At 32.0% G+C, this 16,567-nt stretch carries 19 protein-coding genes and 2 other annotated features; of the genes, 2 read left to right on the forward strand and 17 right to left on the reverse strand.

Annotated elements, in window-relative coordinates:
• Window positions 1-12: 12 nt before the first annotated feature.
• From HMPREF3265_RS02355 to HMPREF3265_RS02390, 9 genes are all read right to left on the reverse strand, one after another.
• A complete protein-coding gene (locus HMPREF3265_RS02355) occupies window positions 13-468 on the reverse strand; it encodes an ACT domain-containing protein (RefSeq protein ID WP_070580841.1) in 456 nt (151 codons plus the stop codon).
• Between the two features lie 12 nt (window positions 469-480).
• A complete protein-coding gene (obgE, locus tag HMPREF3265_RS02360; RefSeq protein WP_070580842.1) occupies window positions 481-1,773 on the reverse strand; it encodes a GTPase ObgE in 1,293 nt (430 codons plus the stop codon).
• Window positions 1,774-1,925: 152 nt separating this feature from the next.
• The gene (rpmA, locus tag HMPREF3265_RS02365) at window positions 1,926-2,210 is read right to left on the reverse strand and encodes a 50S ribosomal protein L27 (protein WP_011275573.1); all 285 of its coding nucleotides are present in this window, start codon (window positions 2,208-2,210) and stop codon (window positions 1,926-1,928) included.
• A gap of 11 nt (window positions 2,211-2,221) precedes the next feature.
• Window positions 2,222-2,542: a ribosomal-processing cysteine protease Prp gene (locus tag HMPREF3265_RS02370; RefSeq protein ID WP_037536746.1), complete on the reverse strand. Its 321-nt coding sequence runs from the start codon at window positions 2,540-2,542 to the stop codon at window positions 2,222-2,224.
• Window positions 2,543-2,545: 3 nt separating this feature from the next.
• A complete protein-coding gene (rplU, locus tag HMPREF3265_RS02375) occupies window positions 2,546-2,854 on the reverse strand; it encodes a 50S ribosomal protein L21 (RefSeq protein WP_002448968.1) in 309 nt (102 codons plus the stop codon).
• 13 nt (window positions 2,855-2,867) lie between these two features.
• Window positions 2,868-2,944 (reverse strand) — a sequence feature (ribosomal protein L21 leader region).
• 46 nt (window positions 2,945-2,990) lie between these two features.
• Window positions 2,991-3,500 carry a rod shape-determining protein MreD gene (mreD, locus tag HMPREF3265_RS02380; protein WP_070580843.1) on the reverse strand — a complete coding sequence of 170 codons (510 nt, stop codon included), beginning with the start codon at window positions 3,498-3,500 and terminating at the stop codon, window positions 2,991-2,993.
• On the reverse strand, window positions 3,500-4,336 hold the full coding sequence (gene mreC, locus HMPREF3265_RS02385; protein ID WP_070580845.1) for a rod shape-determining protein MreC: 837 nt from the start codon (window positions 4,334-4,336) through the stop codon (window positions 3,500-3,502). Before mreC ends, mreD begins: the two co-directional genes overlap by 1 nt.
• Before the next feature lie 196 nt (window positions 4,337-4,532).
• Window positions 4,533-4,655, reverse strand: a complete 123-nt coding sequence (locus HMPREF3265_RS12790; protein WP_011275568.1) for a hypothetical protein — start codon at window positions 4,653-4,655, stop codon at window positions 4,533-4,535.
• An 80-nt stretch (window positions 4,656-4,735) separates the two neighbouring features.
• Entirely contained in the window at window positions 4,736-5,212 is a 477-nt protein-coding gene (locus tag HMPREF3265_RS02390) for a DUF4930 family protein (RefSeq protein WP_070580847.1), read from the reverse strand.
• Window positions 5,213-5,377: 165 nt separating this feature from the next.
• Here HMPREF3265_RS02390 and HMPREF3265_RS02395 point away from each other — a divergent pair, with 165 nt between their 5' ends.
• Entirely contained in the window at window positions 5,378-5,557 is a 180-nt protein-coding gene (locus tag HMPREF3265_RS02395) for a hypothetical protein (protein ID WP_011275566.1), read from the forward strand.
• A gap of 407 nt (window positions 5,558-5,964) precedes the next feature.
• On the opposite strand, the gene radC is transcribed toward HMPREF3265_RS02395, so the two are convergent.
• The 4 genes from radC to HMPREF3265_RS02415 all read right to left on the reverse strand — a co-directional run bounded on the left by radC (window position 5,965) and on the right by HMPREF3265_RS02415 (window position 11,459).
• Window positions 5,965-6,651 carry a RadC family protein gene (gene radC / locus HMPREF3265_RS02405; RefSeq protein WP_037550985.1) on the reverse strand — a complete coding sequence of 229 codons (687 nt, stop codon included), beginning with the start codon at window positions 6,649-6,651 and terminating at the stop codon, window positions 5,965-5,967.
• A gap of 15 nt (window positions 6,652-6,666) precedes the next feature.
• Window positions 6,667-7,362: a prepilin peptidase gene (locus HMPREF3265_RS13075; RefSeq protein ID WP_076742256.1), complete on the reverse strand. Its 696-nt coding sequence runs from the start codon at window positions 7,360-7,362 to the stop codon at window positions 6,667-6,669.
• Window positions 7,363-7,554: 192 nt separating this feature from the next.
• Window positions 7,555-8,817, reverse strand: a complete 1,263-nt coding sequence (locus tag HMPREF3265_RS02410) for a bifunctional folylpolyglutamate synthase/dihydrofolate synthase (protein ID WP_070580851.1) — start codon at window positions 8,815-8,817, stop codon at window positions 7,555-7,557.
• An 11-nt stretch (window positions 8,818-8,828) separates the two neighbouring features.
• Entirely contained in the window at window positions 8,829-11,459 is a 2,631-nt protein-coding gene (locus HMPREF3265_RS02415; RefSeq protein WP_070678457.1) for a valine--tRNA ligase, read from the reverse strand.
• Between the two features lie 43 nt (window positions 11,460-11,502).
• Window positions 11,503-11,721 (reverse strand) — a binding site (T-box leader).
• Window positions 11,722-11,777: 56 nt separating this feature from the next.
• Here HMPREF3265_RS02415 and HMPREF3265_RS02420 point away from each other — a divergent pair.
• The gene (locus HMPREF3265_RS02420) at window positions 11,778-12,332 is read left to right on the forward strand and encodes a DNA-3-methyladenine glycosylase I (RefSeq protein WP_053024744.1); all 555 of its coding nucleotides are present in this window, start codon (window positions 11,778-11,780) and stop codon (window positions 12,330-12,332) included.
• Between the two features lie 126 nt (window positions 12,333-12,458).
• Here the strand turns inward: HMPREF3265_RS02420 and HMPREF3265_RS02425 are convergent, their stop codons facing one another.
• The 4 genes from HMPREF3265_RS02425 to HMPREF3265_RS02440 all read right to left on the reverse strand — a co-directional run bounded on the left by HMPREF3265_RS02425 (window position 12,459) and on the right by HMPREF3265_RS02440 (window position 16,566).
• A complete protein-coding gene (locus HMPREF3265_RS02425; RefSeq protein ID WP_070860966.1) occupies window positions 12,459-13,535 on the reverse strand; it encodes an AbrB family transcriptional regulator in 1,077 nt (358 codons plus the stop codon).
• 80 nt (window positions 13,536-13,615) lie between these two features.
• Window positions 13,616-14,899 (reverse strand): glutamate-1-semialdehyde 2,1-aminomutase, encoded by a 1,284-nt coding sequence (gene hemL / locus HMPREF3265_RS02430; RefSeq protein WP_070580857.1) that lies wholly within the window; start codon window positions 14,897-14,899, stop codon window positions 13,616-13,618.
• A 22-nt stretch (window positions 14,900-14,921) separates the two neighbouring features.
• Complete coding sequence (gene hemB / locus HMPREF3265_RS02435) at window positions 14,922-15,896, reverse strand: porphobilinogen synthase (RefSeq protein WP_070860967.1); 975 nt, start codon at window positions 15,894-15,896, stop codon at window positions 14,922-14,924.
• Window positions 15,886-16,566, reverse strand: coding sequence for a uroporphyrinogen-III synthase (locus HMPREF3265_RS02440; RefSeq protein ID WP_070441112.1), 681 nt, complete (start codon window positions 16,564-16,566; stop codon window positions 15,886-15,888). Before HMPREF3265_RS02440 ends, hemB begins: the two co-directional genes overlap by 11 nt.
• Window position 16,567 lies beyond the last annotated feature (1 nt).

Consider the following 16,567-nt stretch of genomic DNA (forward strand, 5'->3'; position numbering starts at 1 on the left):
TCGTTACCTTCCTTACATACTCATACTTATTAATTCAACTTTAGAAACATGTTCAATATTTCTTAATGCCTTTATAATTTCATCAATTGAAATGGTGGTATCTTTTGCGCTAAGTGATAATGTTATCGTAGCTTTCTCTTCCATTGGTACACTTTGATGTATAGTAAGAACAGATAATTGCAATTTAGAAACCTTATTAAGTACTTGCGCTAACATCCCAACAATATCATTAACATAAAGAATAAGCGTAAATTCACGATGGTTTAACATTTTTTCATCTACAGGGAAGATTGTTTCTCTATATTTATAAAATGCACTACGTGAAAGATCAAATAATTTAACAGCTTCATAAATGGACAATTCCGGATTATTTTTTAAAGCATCTTTAATTTTTAATGTTTTTACCACTGATTCAGGTAAGACATCTTCACGTATCAAGTAAAACTTTTTATAATCTTTGTTGTCCACTGTTAGCAACTCCTATTCTACAAATTCAAATTCTCCACCTAAAATTCTAACGATGTCTCCATTACTACAGCCACGTTCTCTCAGTGCATCATCAATACCCATTGAACGCATTTGTCTAGCAAACCTTCTTACTGCTGGGTCACTATTAAAGTCTGTCATTTTGAACATTCTCTCAATTGCATTACCACTTACTACATACGCACCATCGTCGTCTCTAGTGATAGTGAATTTATCTTGAGAAGGCGTATGTTTATAAAGTACACGGTTAACACCTATTTCTTCATCGTTATCAACGCTAAAGTCAATATCTTTAACTTCATCTAATTTATCTGCTATAGCGTATAATAACTGTTCAATATTATCTCTTGTAATTGTAGAAACAGGAATTATCGTAATGCTATCATCTACTTGTTCTTTAAATAAAGTTAAATTATCTTGTGCATCGGGCATATCCATTTTATTAGCGACCACAATTTGAGGTCTATCCTCTAATCGTTGTTTATAATTTATTAATTCTTTATTTATAATTTGGTAATCATCAAATGGATCTCTACCTTCTGATCCACTCATATCTATCATATGAACAATCACTTTTGTACGTTCAACATGTCTTAAAAACTGATGTCCTAATCCAACACCATCTGAAGCACCTTCAATTAAACCTGGTAAATCGGCCATAACAAAACTTCTATTGTCAGGTGTTGAAACGACACCTAAATTTGGCTTAATTGTAGTAAAATGATACGCACCAATCTTTGGTTTTGCTTTTGAAACTATTGACAATAATGTTGATTTACCAACACTAGGGAATCCAACTAATCCAACATCTGCTAATAATTTAAGCTCTAATATTACATCTAATTCTTCACCTGGCTCACCATTTTCACTAAAGTCTGGTGCTGGGTTTCTAGGTGTAGCAAAACGAGAATTACCTCGTCCACCTCGTCCACCACGAGCTACAACAGCACGTTGGCCATCTTCAACAAGGTCAGCTAATACTTCATCAGTTTCCACACTTTTGATTATTGTACCAGGAGGTACTTTTAACACTAAATCATCTGCACCTCTACCATGCATATTACTACTTTGCCCATTCTCGCCCTTTTTAGCTTTAAAATGACGTTGGTATCTAAAATCTAATAATGTTCTTAATCCCTCATCTACTTCAAAAACAACTGATGCGCCCTTACCACCGTCGCCACCAGCTGGTCCTCCAAACGGAACATATTTCTCTCTTCTATAGGCAGTGATACCATTACCACCATCACCAGCTTTAAGAGATATTGTAACTTGATCGACAAACATATATCTCACCTCTTTTACGATTTGTTCTTTAATGACAACATTATATCATTATCCATTAAAGCATGAAAAATTAACACTATAAAGTTACTACTTTTGTATTAAAACAAAATAAAACACCAGAAGTATTCACTTCTGGTGTTAACTAGACAAAATTATTCAGCTACTGCGTATACAGAAACTTGTTTTTTGTCGCGACCTTTACGTTCGAAACGAACAACGCCGTCGATTTTAGCGAATAATGTATCATCGCCACCACGACCTACATTTTCACCAGGATAAATTTTAGTACCACGTTGACGGTATAAAATAGAACCGCCTGTAACGTATTGACCATCAGCACGTTTGGCACCTAAACGTTTTGATTCTGAGTCACGACCGTTTTTAGTAGAACTTACCCCTTTTTTAGATGCGAAGAACTGTAAGTTTAATTTTAACATCGGGATACACCTCACTTGTAATTTAATCTGATATTTTCATTATATTCATCTTCAATCGTTTGTAAAGAAACTAACATTGCTTGAAGAATTAATTGCGCTTGTTCATTGTTTGTATCTACACTTCTTATATGAAAATGACCTCCATCATCCTCATAGTCAATGTCTGGTTTCTCAGAAGTTAAACCTAGAATTGCATTAACGCTTCCAAATAAAACCGCTGAGGCACCTGCACAAACAATGTCATGTCCATATTCACCATGATTAGCATGACCATCCATAATAACGTCTGTTACTTTTCCACTATCATTAATAGTGATGTCAACTGTAATCATAAATTAAGCGTTGATTTTATCAATAGTTAATTTAGTATATGGTTGACGATGGCCTTTTTTACGTTTAGAGTCTTTACGACGTTTATACGTAAATACAGTGATTTTTTTACCGCGACCTTGTTTGTTAACTGTAGCAGTAACAGTAGCACCTTCAACAGTTGGGGCACCAACTTTAACTGAATCGCCACCTACAAATAATACTTTATCAAATGTGAATGAGTCACCTTCATTAACATCTAATTTTTCAACGAAGATTTCTTGACCTTCTTCTACTTTAATTTGTTTACCGCCTGTTTCGATAATAGCAAACATACTTTGCACCTCCTATATTAATAAGTCACGCCATATATAGGTGACATTAAAAATGTTCTTAAACCTATATTTGAGCGGTTGTATGTAGCTATAAAACTACTCAACTATTGCATCTTACCATTACTAAATACCGGTGTCAATCTTGTATATGAGTTTTTTTCATAAATTTTATAAAAACTGGGAAAAGTATAATAAGTAAAATGACATTTAATATAATAGTTGGAATCATTCTTAATAAGATGAAATTGATTATATCAATATTAGCAAATCCAATCACACCATAAATAATTGCTACGTAAATTTCGAAAACAATAATACTAATAATACTCAAAATACAAATCATTGTATAATCTCGATAAAAAACTTTAAGAAATTTATCAAATATAACGACAAGTGCTAAGTAACCAAACATATATAATCCATAGACACTGCCGACATATATATCAGTTACGATTCCAAACAGAATTGCGAATATTAATCCGATTCCAAAGCCACGATAAATCGTTATCAACAAAATATACAACAAAATTAAGTGAGGAATAAAATTAAACTCGAAATGACCAAGATGCATTGGGATTAGAAGTCCAATGATACTGTCAATGTAAAACAGTACTACACCAACGATTAAGTACAAAAATACTCTCATCAATTGTCCCTGCTTTCATCGGCAGCGTTGTCAGGATCTTTTTTGGCGATATATATGTGGCTAATATCGGATAAATTAGCGCCTGTTTTAACTCTAACTTCTTTTGCTAATCCATACTCATCATTTTCAACTTTGGTCACTTCACCTATGTATAAATCACTTGGTAATTGATCGGCCAACCCACTAGTTATGACCTTATCGCCTTTTGAAATCTTATCTTTATTATTGATATTGCCAATGACTAGTTCTTGATTCTTTTTATCATACTGGTCGATTAAGCCAAATACATTTTTAGAATCGTGTTGAATGTTAACAGACAATTTACCTGTTCTAGTGTTAGTAGATAATAAGTCTACTTGTGCTGAAAATTGGTTAACTTTCGTTACTCTTCCAACTAAACCTTCAGCTGTCATAACAGCCATATTTGATTTAACACCGTCTTTATTTCCTTTATCAATGATTACTGTATTCATCCATTGGTCAGCATTTCTAGCGATTACAGCACCAGAAATTGGATCATATTTAGAAATATCAGTCATATCTAATTCTTTTTTTAAATCTTTATTTTCCGCTTCTAACTTTTCATTTTTAGCCTCTAGTTGTTTTACTTTCTTGTTGTCAGTTGTTTTATTTGAGCTAAAAAGATTATTTATCGCTCCAGTAACAAAATTGACAGGATAGCTCACGACTCTTTGCCCAAGAGAAACAGAATCCCCCACATATTGTTCAGGAGGTGATTGTGTATGTGACCTTAATGACAAACCAATCAGTGCAATAAAAATTATAACCGCACAAAAAACAACAATTAATTTGTTATTTTTAAAAAACTTTTGCACTTATAACACCTCTACAAATTCTTATTTAAATCATCCTTTATTATTTTATATTACTCGTTGTTTGAAATAAAGCACTAAGTTCATTCTATATCAACATCTTTAATTAAAAAAGAGATTAGATATCACGACTATTACGCAATGCGTCAAATAGTTAGTGGTACCTAATCTTAATAAACTCAGTATGAACTCAATTTAGTTATTTATCTTTATCCTTTTTATCATCATCACTATAAAGTTTTTCATCTTTTCTCCATTTAGCGAAAAGATTTTGTGCTTTAGCTTGTTCATTTGCTTGTTTTTCTTTAGATTGTTCAGACATGTATCACACCAACCTTTAAAATATAGTTTATAACTTAACCATAACGTAGAAAATAAACTAGTTCAATTATGAAAACTTAATTAATATGCATCAAAAGGCTTTAATTCAATATATTGACCAAGTGCATTCAAATCTTGTTCCATTTCTATTTCAGTTCGATATACTTTTATCTGATCACTACCAAATTTATAAATAATGAATTCGTCATTACGTTGTCCAGCAATGTAATTGTCATTATATCCCATTCTTCCTAAGCATGATACCGCCATAAACTCTTTCTTATCTATGTATTTAAATACATTTCTTGTTTGACTTGCCGGGATATTTTGTAAAATATCATTATCCTCAAGCACATAACGCTTACCTTTTGTTGATATGTTATGAGGACGATTTAAATTGTTTGGTGAGTTATTCAACTGCTCATTGTTTATAGAATGATTTATCGGATTCCAATCTTGATCCCTTAGAAATGGTGCGTATTTTAATGCAAAATATATAATACAAATAATAGCTATAACTGCAATAATATTTTTTATAATACTAAGAAAAAAACGCATTAAATACCCTCCAATAGTAATCTTTATTATAATAGAATAATACTATATCAACATCAGTCTTTAGCATGATAATGGTATGTACTAAAGTATGATTCCAAATTAATCCTAGATGCTTTATAATAAGGTTATATTATCGTTTATGGATATTCATGAGGAGTGTTGATAATGAGTATTGTGAGTATCATTTTAATTGCATTACTTGTGATATTGTTATTTAGAGTTGGGTTTGCAATTCTTAGATTTATAATATCTGCAGCCTTAATATTATTAGGATTATATTTAGGATATCAAGGCATACTTTGGATTATGGAAAATTTCCAAGTACTATCAGCCTATATTCAATAAATTATTAAACTAGCCATGTCTCAATTCTTGTAGGATTGATATTGCAATGGCTAGTTTTATTTTTTAAATGTATGTGTCAGATAGTTAAATAATTTATATACACCTGATAATAATAGTCCCTATATTACCCCTGTAATTAACGAGGCAAAAATTAATGATGCTATATTAGTATTTTGACCGCTAATCAGTACACCTATTACAGAAAATAAGACAATCCCTATCATAGATAAAACAATTGTCGTGAACATTTCCTTAAGTCCAATCGTATGTTCTTTGATTGTCAGTCTAAGAACATAAACTACTGGTATCAAAATTCCTATTATTAAAAATAATGTCATAATGCACCTCTATAAAATTTTTCAACCACAATTATACAGGATTACTAATATTTTAAACAAATGATACCATTAATTACTCAAGTCAAAGTAACCTTCTTCTACTAAACTAGCATATTTTTGATCACCAATAATTATATGATCAAGAACTTGAATTCCTAGTAATTCACCACATTCCTTTAATCTAATTGTTGTTTCAATATCTTCTTTAGAAGGTGTGACATCGCCAGAAGGATGATTATGTAAAACTATAATCGCATTACTAGATGCTCTAATAGCTGCTTTGAAAACTTCACGTGGATGTATTACTGAAGAATTTAATGTCCCTTTATAGATTGTTTCTTCTTTTATCACAATATTTTTAGAGTTTAATAAAAGTACTACAAAATGTTCTTGAGTCAAATCTTTCATTTTTGACATCATAATATTAGATACATCACTTGGTGATGTTATCTTAATTTTTTCATTAAAATCTCTAGCATACATTCTTTCACCTAATTCAAAAGCAGCTTTAAGGATGACTGCTTTATATAGTCCAATTCCTTTAATTGTTGTTAAATCATTAATTGATAAATGTTTTAGTTCTTTCAAACCATTAAAGCTAATCATTAATTCATTAGCAATATCTAAACTTGAAAATCCTTGTCTTCCTGTATTTATAAGAATTGCTAATAACTCACTATTAGATAAACTTTTTGCTCCATTGTGAATAAGACGCTCTCTAGGTAATTCAGACTTTGCCATACTTTTAATTCTCAAACTAGATCAACCTTTCTAAATGTATAATAGCGTGCTCTGGTATAAATAATTTGTCATCATAAAACCAATAAACATGAATGGTACAAAAGGAATATAAGTTTGCTGTTTCATTATTAATAAAATTGAAGAAACTATAATAGCGATTATTAGCGTATAAAGAAGAAATATCAAATAAAAGTGATATGGGAAAAAACAAGATAAGATACTTAAAAGTAATATATCACCATATCCTATTTGTCTTGGAAAAAGAAAATAATATAGATGAAATATTAAAGTGAAGAATATAAAGGTTGAAAAATAAATCATCGTGATTTTTGCACATACAATAGTATATAGAATTATTATGACTATATTAATTGTTAACGTTTGAAGGTCATACAATGCCATTGTAAGAAGGAATAAATAAGTAGTAATAAATAGAGAGAAGTGTACATTAGTATCAAAATTAATTATTAAAGGTATAATTAAGAAAGCTAAGCATTCCCCAAAAATATAATGACGTTTTAACTTTTGATTACAACAATTAGATTTTCCTTTTAAAATAAAAAAGCTAAATATGGGTATTAATTCGAACCAACATAATTTACGACCGCAATAATCACACTTGGAACGCCTAACAAGATAATTCAAATTCAAACTGTTCGTATTGGTGAGATGGTATAAAAAACTAAACAAAACACTACAAACATAAGATATTAATAACACTAGCATCACCTAAACTAATTATAACTATTTCACCTTGAAAGTAAATGAGTTATGTTATTTATTTTATAAATAAATAATAGTATTTAAGAAAAATATTAATTTCATTATCAATAACTAAAATTTAGTGATAATCAAATATCCCCGAGTCATTTAGGTACAATGTTATCCTAAATGACTTGGGGATATACTAATTCAAGTTTAAAATTCAGTTTTACTTTTTACTTCACTTATAAAATATAAACTACCAGTAATTAATAACCCATTGCCATCATATTTTTTTATAAAAGAAACATAATCATCAATAAATTCAATATGCTCTAAATTTACTTGTTCTGACAACTCATCTTTAGTCAATGCTTTAGGGAAATCGAATTCAGTGAAATATAGGTGATTTGAGATCTCTTCAAGTTTATTAAGCATGCCATGCACTGGTTTACCTTTTATTGCCGAGAAAAGAACGTCCATTTTTTCGTTATCATAATAATTCTTGATCGTATCAATTAAAGCTTCAATACTTTCGTTATTGTGGGCTCCATCTATAATGATTAATGGATTCTCTTTTACTTGTTCAATACGACCAGTCCAACTAACACTCTCAATAGCATCAATCATTTTATTAAAATCTAGCGTAATAATTTCTTGTTCATATAGCTCAATCAATGCAGTAATTGCAAGCGCTGCATTTTCTTTTTGATGTTCACCAAGCATGTTTAAAATAATTGTTTCTAGCTCATAGCCCTTATAACGATAAGTGAATTCATCTTCTTGTGAAACAACCACAATTTCACGGTCTAATTCAATTGGTTTCGCCTCATTACTTTCAGCTAGGTCTCTAATATATTTTAATGCTTCTTCATTTTTAACAGCATAAATCACAGGTATATTAGGTTTAATAATAGCACCCTTGTCTTTTGCAATATCTAAATAAGTGTTACCTAAAATATCAGTATGATCTAATCCAATACTTGTAAGTACTGAGAGAATTGGGTTAAACACATTAGTGGAGTCATTTTTTATACCTAACCCTGCTTCAACTACAACAAAATCAACAGGGTGAATTTGTCCAAAGTATACAAACATCATTGTTGTAATGATTTCAAACTCAGTAGCACCACCTAGTTCTGTTTCCTGCTCTAAAGCTTCACTAATTGGTTTAACTATTTCGACTAATTCAACAATCTCGTCATTTGTAATTGGAAGTCCATTTAGACTAATTCTTTCATTAAAATTTTCAATAAATGGAGAAGTAAAAGTTCCTACCTCATAACCATTTTCCACTAAAGCGGCTCTAATGTATGCTACAGTTGAGCCTTTACCATTTGTACCACCAACATGTATGCCTCTAATATTTAATTGAGGGTTATTCAAACGATCTAGCATCCACTCCATACGTTTTACACCAGGTTTGACACCAAATTTAGTTCTCTCATGTATCCAATACAAACTCTCTAGGTAATTCATTGGCGATTCTCCTATGCTTTTAATTGTTCAATTCTGTTTTTCACACCATCATATTTTTCTTGATAACGTAGTTGTTTTTCTTTTTCTTCGTTGATAACTTTTTCAGGCGCTTTATTAACAAAATTTTCATTAGATAATTTTTTATCAACACGATCAAGTTCTTTTTGTAATTTATCTAATTCTTTTTCTAAGCGTGCAATTTCTTTATCCATATCAATTAGACCTTCTAAAGGTAATATAACTTTACCAGCGATTACCACTGCAGTCATTGCTTTTTCAGGAATATCAATATGTGTATCAATCGTTAATTCACTAGGATTACAGAATTTATGAATATAATCTTCATTTTCAATTAGTGTTGCTTTAATATTTTCATCTTTGGCTTGAATGTAAATAGGTATTGCTTTAGAAAGTGGCGTATTTACTTCAACACGAGATTGTCTTACAGATTTGATAATTTCAACTAATTGTTGCATCGTTTGCTTACTTTCTTCAAATACAAGCTCTTCCCTAACCTTTGGCCATGATGCTTTCACAATCGTATCGCCTTCATGTGGAAGACTTTGCCATATCTTCTCAGTAACAAAAGGCATAAACGGATGTAACATTCTCATAATTTGATCTAGTGTATAACTTAAAACAGAACGTGTCGTTTGTTTTTGTGCTTCATCTTCACCATTCATTGGTATTTTACTCATTTCAATATACCAATCACAGAACTCGTCCCAAATGAAATTATATAGCGCACGACCAACTTCTCCAAACTCATACTTTTCACTTAAATTAGTAACGGTTTCAATCGTCTCATTTAAACGAGTTAAGATCCATTTATCCGCTAATGAAAGGTTTCCAGTTAAATCGATATCCTCAAATTTAAATTCATCACCTATATTCATTAAGCTAAAACGCGCACCGTTCCATATTTTATTAATGAAATTCCAAACAGACTCTACTTTCTCAGTAGAATAACGTAAGTCATGACCAGGTGATGATCCTGTTGCCAAGAAATATCTTAAGCTATCTGCTCCATATTCTTCTATTACATCCATAGGATCTACACCATTACCTAATGATTTACTCATTTTCCGACCGTCTTCAGCTCGAACTAAACCATGAAGTAAAACATCGTTGAATGGTCTTCTGTCAGTGAATTCAAGACCTTGGAATATCATTCTTGCAACCCAGAAGAAAATAATGTCATATCCAGTTACAAGTGCATTAGTTGGATAGTAACGTTTAAAATCATCTGCATCAATATTCGGCCAACCTAAAGTTGAAAATGGCCACAATGCACTAGAGAACCAAGTATCTAGAACATCTTCATCTTGCACCCAATTATCAATATCTTTAGGCGCTTCTTCACCAACATAAATTTCACCAGTTTCTTTATGGTACCAAGCAGGTATTTGATGACCCCACCATAATTGTCTAGAAATTGTCCAGTCTCTAATTTCTTCCATCCAACGATTGAAAGTGTTCTCAAAACGTGGTGGATAAAAATCGATTCGATCATCTGTTTTTTGATTATCCAGTGAACGTTGCGCTAACGGTTTCATTTTTACAAACCATTGCGTTGATAAGTAAGGTTCAACAACAGCACCTGAGCGTTCAGAATGACCAACTGAATGAACATGCTCTTCAATCTTAATGACTAGATCTTGCGCTTTTAAATCTTCAACCAATTGTTTACGACATTCAAATCGATCTAATCCAGCATATTTATCAGCTTTATCGTTCATTTTACCATTTTCATCCATGACAATAATGTTCTCTAAACTATGTCGTTGACCAATCTCAAAATCATTTGGATCGTGTGCTGGCGTTACTTTCATAGCGCCACTACCAAAATCAATATCAACATATTCATCAGCTAATATCGGTAACTCTCGACCAACAATTGGTAATATAACTTTCTTACCAATTACATCTTTATAGCGGTCATCATTAGGATTAACAACTATGGCAGTGTCTCCTAACATTGTCTCAGGTCTTGTTGTCGCAATTTCAATATAGCCATTACCATCAGTGTAAGGATACTTAAAATGATAGAAATGACCTTGCACATCCTCGTGAATTACTTCAATATCTGATAAAGCCGTTCTAGCTTCAGGATCCCAGTTAATAATACGTTCACCACGATAAATAATGCCTTTATTGTATAAGTCAACGAAGACTTTTCTTACTGCTTTACTTAACCCATCATCTAAAGTAAAACGCTCTCTACTATAATCTAGACCCAAACCTAATTTAGCCCATTGTTGGCGTATAAATGACGCATATTCTTCTTTCCATGACCAAGCGTGTTCTAGGAACTTCTCACGTCCGATATCATGACGAGAAATGCCTTGTTCTTTTAATTTAGCATCTACTTTTGCTTGAGTAGCAATACCTGCATGGTCCATACCAGGTAGATATAGTGTGTCATACCCTTGCATACGTTTCATACGCGTAATAATATCTTGTAAAGTTGTATCCCACGCATGTCCAAGGTGTAATTTTCCTGTCACATTGGGTGGTGGAATTACAATTGTATATGACTCTTTTGATTTGTCTTCTGAGGGTTTGAAATAATCATTCTTTACCCATTCTTCATAACGTCCAGCCTCAACTTCGCGTGGATTATACTTAGGCTCCATGTTCATCGATTAAAACCTCCTAATAATTAAAAAAACATCCTCCTAAATAATATAGGACGGATGTTCCGTGGTACCACCTAAATTCAAGTATAAATTAATATACCTGCACTTAATTTGATTAACGCTCAATCACGCTTTTATCTACTAATAAATGATTCAATAAAAGTTCAAGTGGGCTACCTTCAGATTGAATGTTATACATATTTACACCAACCATATGCTCTCTGTGCTATCATTCAAACTTACTCTTCCCAATAATATATTTCATTACTTAATTATAGTATAATGGAAATCGTGATAAGTCAATCTCTTGGAGGTATATTTATGAATGAATGTGCATTTAGTACAAAAGACCCGACTTACTTAGATTATCATGACAATGTATGGGGACAACCCATATATGATAGCAAAGCCTTATTTAAGCTAATGGCTTTAGAATCTCAACATGCTGGGTTATCTTGGCTAACCATTTTAAAAAAGAAACAATCTTATGAACAAGCATTTTACAACTTTGAGCCAAGCAAAATTGCTCAGCTATCTACGAAAGATATAGATAATTTAATGGAATTTCCTAACATTGTTCATAATCGTAAAAAGTTAGAAGCGATTGTATCACAAGCACAAGGTTATTTTGAAATAGAAAAGGATTTTGGTAGTTTTAGTAATTTCCTTTGGTCATATGTTAATCATCAACCTATAGATTTGAACTATACAACTGCCTCAGAAAGAATTACTGTTGATGATCGTGCTAAACAATTATCTAAAGACTTAAAAAAATATGGTTTTAAATTTTTAGGACCAGTAACTGTTTTTTCATTTTTAGAAGCGGCAGGTTTATATGATGCCCATTTGAAAGGATGTCCATCTAAACCTTCATAATAATTTATATAGGTTGTACCATAGAGTGCAATTTAAGAAATAAGTCGAAAAGTAATTGTAGGTAAAGGTTTTATCAACCCTCTTTAATATTAAAATTACTAACGCTTAAACTTTGCATGACACAATCTATCTTTTTTGATGAAATTTTAAAATACCGCCACGTAAGAAAAAGCCAATGATAGGGGCTACTACAAATAAAATAAAAAAGATTCTAAATATGTGGAAACTAGAAATCATTGCTACATCCGCCCCCGTTGCCATAGCAACTAAAACAATTTGACTCATACCTCCTGGCGCTCCGCCCAAAAACAACTCATTAATATTATTATTTGTAAATATGTGCACAATATATACCATGATAAATGATCCAATGATTAGAAAGATATTTTGATAAATGATTGCAACGGCAATTCGACCTTTTAAATCGGAAAGTAAATTGGCAATCTGCAATCCAATTCTAATCATATAAATCACTTGTGCAGAAGCAAGAATATAATTATCTAATGTAAATATGTGATGTGTAGTTAAATTCCAAATTACTAACACGACAATAGGAGCCAATAATTGCTTGGTAGGAAAATTGATTTTAGCCATAAGACTATAAATGATTGCAATACAACAAATTAATAGTATTACTTGCGATAAGTTTAGTACTTCCGTTAATGGAGGTGATTTAATAGAAGTTGTTTCATTTCCACTATCACTACTAAAGAAATAAGAAATTAAGGGTACTAATATCACGACAAATATAACGCGAGACGTTTGAGTTAAACTCACTACGAGAATATTTGCCTTTTTATTTTCCTCTGCCATAATTAGCATTTGACTTAAAGCACCTGGAATGACACTTAATATTGCTGTCTCAGTGTTTACTCTTGCTATTTTTTTGAAAAAGAAGGCGATCAATAGAGATAAAACTAATAGTAATAGTGTAATAACAACAATTATCAACCAATCATTTTTAATATCATGCAACACTTCAGACGTAAATGTTGATCCAATTTGTACCCCTAAGAGAATCAATCCAATTTGACTAAGCCAGAATGGCCATTTGACCTCTAATTTAAATACTTTAATGACAATTATCGATGCAATAATAGGACCAAACATAAATGGTAAAAAAACATGCGCAACATGTAATAACAAACTAATAACAACAGCAGTCACTAATAGAATAAAGTTATTGATCCATACATTTTTCATTATGCGGCCACTTCTTTCATTAAAAATGAGGTTAAGACGTCATCGAGTTGAAAGTCCTAACCTCATTCTATTTCATAACATTATACAATACGACTTAAAGCAGTATCAAATGCTTGGATTGTTTTTTCAATGTCTTCTTTACTATGTGCTGTAGATAAGAATGTTCCTTCAAATTGAGAAGGTGGTAGGAATACGCCTTCTTTAGCCATTTCACGATACATTTGACTGAACAATTCTAAATTACTTTTATTTGCTTCTTCAAAGTTAGTTACTGGTCCTTCATTTAAGAAGTATCCAATCATAGATCCAGCTCGATTAATAGTAATTGGGACATTATGTTTGCTAAATACTTTTTTAAGTCCTTCTTCTAAGATATCACCTAATTCTTGGAAATACTCATAAGATTCAGGCGTTAATTGACTTAGAGTTTCGTAACCACTCGTCATTGCTAATGGATTCCCGGATAATGTTCCAGCTTGATAAATATTTCCAACTGGAGCAACTTTGTCCATAATCTCTTTTCTACCACCAAACGCACCTACTGGTAATCCACCACCAATAACTTTACCTAAACATGTAAGATCTGGTGTAACACCAAAGTAACCTTGCGCACAATTGTACCCTACTCGGAAACCTGTCATTACCTCATCGAATATTAATAGCGCACCATAGTCATTTGTAATCTCACGTAACCCTTGTAGGAAGCCATCTTTAGGAGGTACAACGCCCATATTACCAGCAACTGGTTCTACGATAATTCCAGCGATATCATCTCCATAATTTTCAAAAGCAATTTTAATTGCTTCTAAATCATTATACGGAACTGTAATCGTATTCTTAGCAGTACCTTCTGGGACACCAGGTGAGTCTGGTAATCCTAGTGTTGCAACTCCAGAACCCGCTTTAATTAATAAGGAATCACTATGACCGTGATAACAGCCTTCAAATTTTATAATCTTATTTCTTCCAGTATAACCACGAGCCAATCTTAACGCTGCTAACGTTGCCTCAGTTCCTGATGAAACCATACGCACTTTTTCAATTGATGGTACGCGTTCGATTACTAATTCTGCAAGTTTGTTTTCTTCTAATGTAGATGCTCCGAAGCTTGTTCCTCTATCAACAGCCTCATGTAGTTTTTTTATAACTTGTTCGTTTTTATGTCCTAGAATTAAAGGTCCCCAGCTTAATACATAGTCAATATACTCGTTACCATCGATATCATAAATTCTTGATCCTTTTGCTTGATCCATAAAAATCGCTGGTGTATCAACAGATTTAAATGCTCTTACAGGACTATTAACGCCACCTGGCATTAAATTTTCAGCTATTTTCATCGCTTCAATCGATTTCTCGTAACCCATATCAAAATCCTCCTAAAATTAATTATTTATCTAAGTAATGACAAATATCTTTCGCAAAGTAAGTAATAATCATATCTGCACCTGCACGTTTCATTGAAACCATTTGTTCCATAACAACACGTTCTTCATCTATCCAACCATTTTGTGCTGCTGCTTTTGTCATTGCATACTCACCACTTACGTTATAAACAATAACAGGAATATTTGTATTGTTTTTAACATCTCTTACAATATCTAAATAACTTAGCGCAGGTTTTACTATCATCATATCTGCGCCCTCTTTTAAGTCACTTTCAAGTTCGCGAAACGCTTCCAAACGATTCGATGGGTCCATTTGGTAAGTCTTTCTGTCACCAAAAGAAGGTGCAGAATCAGCCGCATCTCTAAATGGACCAAAGAAACTTGATGCATATTTGATACCATAACTCATAATTGGAATATTGTAATAACCGGCATCATCTAGACCTTTACGAATTTCTGTAACAAAACCGTCCATCATATTACTTGGTGCTATAATGTCTGCACCCGCTTCAACTTGTGAGATAGCTGTTTTCACAAGTAAAGGTAATGATTTATCATTATCTACATCATGAGTATGATCATCAATAACACCACAATGTCCATGATCTGTATATTCACATAAACATGTGTCTGCTACAATTAATAAATCTTTATGCAATTCTTTAGCCTTTCTTGTTGCTTCTTGGATAATACCATTATGATCATATGCACCAGAACCTACGTCATCTTTAGAATTTGGTACACCAAAGAACATGATTGCTCTAATTCCTAGTTCATATGCCTCATTTATTTCATCATCTAATAAATTCAAGCTAATTTGGTAAACGCCTGGAAGTGATTTAATCTCACTTTTTACATTATCTTTTTCAACTACGAATATTGGATAAATTAAATCTTCTTTTCTAACATGGTTTTCTCTAACTAAATTACGCATTGACTCTGATGAGCGTAATCGTCTATGTCTATCAAATTTCATTATTATACCAACTTTCAATAATTTTATTTATAAGTGATTCCGAAGTTTGTTTATTAGCTATTAATGGGTTGAGACCGTTCTTTCGTAATGTGTTTGCAGTTTGGGCCCCAATAGCAACATACTTATCAAAACCACAAGGAACGTCATGCCTTATATACGCTTTTACTGCAGAAGAACTTGAAAATGTTACCGCATGAACTTTATGATGTTCTATCAATTGAATGACTTCTCTAATATTCCTATCATTAGGAATAGGTTTATATAAATCGATTTTAGTCACTATATTATTTTGTGCTAATGTATGTTGGAGTTTTGGACGCGCTTCAGCACTACTTGGTATGAGAATGCTTTGTTGATTCTTTTTAAACTGATTCAAAAATCCTTCTTGAGAGTAGTCATTAGGTATAAAATCAACATTAATTTTAAGCGCTTCACAAAGTTCGGCAGTTTTCTTTCCAATGACAGCTACATATTTAACATCTAATTGATTTAAATATTTATAAAATATGCGAACCGCATTTTTAGAAGAAAAAATAATCCAGTCATATTTATGATGCAAAACTTGAGTATCAAATTCAAGTGATTGAATTTCTATAAATGGCTTATGCATTATTTCCACTAAATCACTATTAAATTCACTCGATTGCGTCATAGCTACAACTGGTTTCATA

Source organism: Staphylococcus sp. HMSC62B09 (assembly GCF_001839115.1).
In the GTDB taxonomy this organism is placed as follows: Bacteria; Bacillota; Bacilli; order Staphylococcales; family Staphylococcaceae; genus Staphylococcus; species Staphylococcus haemolyticus.

Coding starts and splice junctions, on each gene's coding strand:
- obgE (WP_070580842.1), bottom strand. CDS start 1,773: ATGTTTGTCGATCAAGTTACAATATCTCTTAAAGCTGGTGATGGTGGT.
- rpmA (WP_011275573.1), bottom strand. CDS start 2,210: ATGTTAAAATTAAACTTACAGTTCTTCGCATCTAAAAAAGGGGTAAGT.
- HMPREF3265_RS02370 (WP_037536746.1), bottom strand. CDS start 2,542: ATGATTACAGTTGACATCACTATTAATGATAGTGGAAAAGTAACAGAC.
- rplU (WP_002448968.1), bottom strand. CDS start 2,854: ATGTTTGCTATTATCGAAACAGGCGGTAAACAAATTAAAGTAGAAGAA.
- mreD (WP_070580843.1), bottom strand. CDS start 3,500: ATGAGAGTATTTTTGTACTTAATCGTTGGTGTAGTACTGTTTTACATT.
- HMPREF3265_RS12790 (WP_011275568.1), bottom strand. CDS start 4,655: ATGTCTGAACAATCTAAAGAAAAACAAGCAAATGAACAAGCTAAAGCA.
- HMPREF3265_RS02390 (WP_070580847.1), bottom strand. CDS start 5,212: ATGCGTTTTTTTCTTAGTATTATAAAAAATATTATTGCAGTTATAGCT.
- HMPREF3265_RS02395 (WP_011275566.1), top strand. CDS start 5,378: ATGAGTATTGTGAGTATCATTTTAATTGCATTACTTGTGATATTGTTA.
- HMPREF3265_RS13075 (WP_076742256.1), bottom strand. CDS start 7,362: ATGCTAGTGTTATTAATATCTTATGTTTGTAGTGTTTTGTTTAGTTTT.
- HMPREF3265_RS02410 (WP_070580851.1), bottom strand. CDS start 8,817: ATGAATTACCTAGAGAGTTTGTATTGGATACATGAGAGAACTAAATTT.
- HMPREF3265_RS02415 (WP_070678457.1), bottom strand. CDS start 11,459: ATGAACATGGAGCCTAAGTATAATCCACGCGAAGTTGAGGCTGGACGT.
- HMPREF3265_RS02420 (WP_053024744.1), top strand. CDS start 11,778: ATGAATGAATGTGCATTTAGTACAAAAGACCCGACTTACTTAGATTAT.
- HMPREF3265_RS02425 (WP_070860966.1), bottom strand. CDS start 13,535: ATGAAAAATGTATGGATCAATAACTTTATTCTATTAGTGACTGCTGTT.
- hemL (WP_070580857.1), bottom strand. CDS start 14,899: ATGGGTTACGAGAAATCGATTGAAGCGATGAAAATAGCTGAAAATTTA.
- hemB (WP_070860967.1), bottom strand. CDS start 15,896: ATGAAATTTGATAGACATAGACGATTACGCTCATCAGAGTCAATGCGT.
- HMPREF3265_RS02440 (WP_070441112.1), bottom strand. CDS start 16,566: ATGAAACCAGTTGTAGCTATGACGCAATCGAGTGAATTTAATAGTGAT.